The organism is Okeania sp. SIO2F4 (genome assembly GCF_010672385.1).
Classification (GTDB): domain Bacteria; phylum Cyanobacteriota; class Cyanobacteriia; order Cyanobacteriales; family Microcoleaceae; genus Trichodesmium.
Genome location: NZ_JAAHGT010001265.1, coordinates 1 through 2,035, shown reverse-complemented (window position 1 = coordinate 2,035; position 2,035 = coordinate 1). Strand labels below are relative to the sequence as shown.

Sequence of the window (2,035 nt, the reverse complement as noted above, 5' to 3'; positions counted from 1 at the left end):
AACGTTATAGTTTTTAGACTCTACATATAGTACATTGGCGTAATTTCTGATAATTTAACTTCTGCTTACCAGAAAATACAGCATTTCCCGATGTCCGTGAGGTACACTCATCGCGGGCAAGATGCCCGCACTACAAGACTTTACTATTCACGCCGACGTTGCTGAATCTAAGGTATGAAAATAAAAATTGAGCAATCTCAAATATTTCTTATTCAAGAGTTTAGCAACTACTAAAAAATACAAATCATACCCAAAATCATAAACGCCCACGCCTTGTACTTCATTTCTACAAAATTTGCTGTAAACTCATACTATTATTCAGCAACGCCGATCGCTCAAAAAAAGCTAGCTAACAGACAACCTACTAACTTCTCTAACGAATATATTCCTTGAGAATGCTATTCCGATTTGGATGTCGTAACTTCCTGAGCGCTTTTGCTTCAATTTGTCGAATCCGCTCGCGAGTCACATTAAATATTTGCCCAATCTCTTCTAAAGTCTTCATTCGACCATCATCCAAACCATACCTTAAGCGTAATACATCTCGTTCGCGGGGACTCAAACTATTCAAAACACTTTCCAAGTCTTCTCGTAATAAATTTTTCGATACCTGGTCTTCAGGAGTTTCCCCATCTGACTCAATAAAATCTCCAAGTCGGGAATCTTCTTCTTTTCCAATAGGAGTTTCTAAAGATATAGGCAGTTGAGCAGACTTAGCAATAAAACGCAACTTTTCGATAGTCATTTCCATGCTGGTTGCTATTTCCTCTTCTGTGGGTTTACGACCCATTTCTTGAGAAAGAAGCTTAGTAGTTTTCTTGATTCGAGATATAGTTTCATACAGATGAACTGGTAGACGAATAGTACGAGACTGATCGGCGATCGCTCTGGTAATAGCCTGACGAATCCACCAAGTTGCGTAGGTACTAAATTTATAGCCCTTTTCATGGTCAAATTTTTCTGCCGCTCGAATTAATCCCAAACTACCTTCTTGAATCAAATCCTGGAATGATAAGCCTCGGTTCATGTATTTTTTGGCGATGGAAACCACTAGACGCAAATTAGACTGTACCATCTTTTCTTTAGCTCTACGTCCAAGTATTAACCGACGCTTAAACTTTGGCAATTCCATGTCTACAGCATTTGCCCACTCACTAACTTGGGGTTCTCGATCTAAGTCGTACATTAGATCTTCTCGAATCCGCTCCAATTCAAGAAGATCTGCAATCTTACGCGCTAATTCAATTTCTTCATCAGCTCGTAATAGTCTGATTCTTCCTATTTCTTGTAGGTAAAGGCGAATCGAGTCTTCTGTATAATGCTTTTTTTTACCCACAGTCCGAGTACGGGATTTGGCAACTTTAGCAGACTTTAGATCATCGTGATCAGACTGAGCATCTATATATTCTTCTCTATCTCCGATTAAAATGTCTAAATCATCATTTATTTGTCTGGTTGGGGTTGACTGAAATAAGTCGCTAGATTCTAGCTCAGGCTGAATGGTGGTTTCGATTACGTTGTTAGTCTGGATCATGTCGCGTTCCTCATGCTCCTTAAGTTGAAGAATAAATTACTTTACAGAAGTTTTCTGTCTATCTTAAGACAGTATAGCTAGTGACCAAACCTGTATGGTTTATCTTTTTTGCTGGAAACTGAGAAATTTCGTGAGTTTACCTGGAATAATATTTATCCATTTAAGGCTTACTTTATTGGTATTGACTCTTTTTTCACAGTCTTCAGAGTAATATTTCTGGCGATCGGTCGTACCAGTATCATTTTCTACATTTGAACTACCTCAACTAAACTTCGTTATAGTTGTTTTTAGCAGTGGGGATAACCCCCACAACTCCTCTTTTTTTTTCATAGCTTACTTCAGCGTCAGTGGTAGGCATGTTTTAATCTTTGCTCTGAAAGATAATGAGCTTTCTGAGCAGGCTTTTCGGTAAAAATTTCTGATATACAGGGACACAAGTGAGCATTCTTCTAAAGCTCTTACCTGTCTGGTAGTCCTGTATAATAATGGTGAATGGTTGCA

At 38.5% G+C, this 2,035-nt stretch carries 1 protein-coding gene; it reads right to left on the bottom strand.

What is annotated here, in order from left to right; translation table 11 throughout:
- Positions 1 to 373 precede the first annotated feature (373 nt).
- Positions 374 to 1,534, bottom strand: a complete 1,161-nt coding sequence (gene rpoD, locus F6K22_RS39535) for an RNA polymerase sigma factor RpoD (RefSeq protein ID WP_293110496.1) — start codon at positions 1,532 to 1,534, stop codon at positions 374 to 376.
- Positions 1,535 to 2,035: the final 501 nt, after the last annotated feature.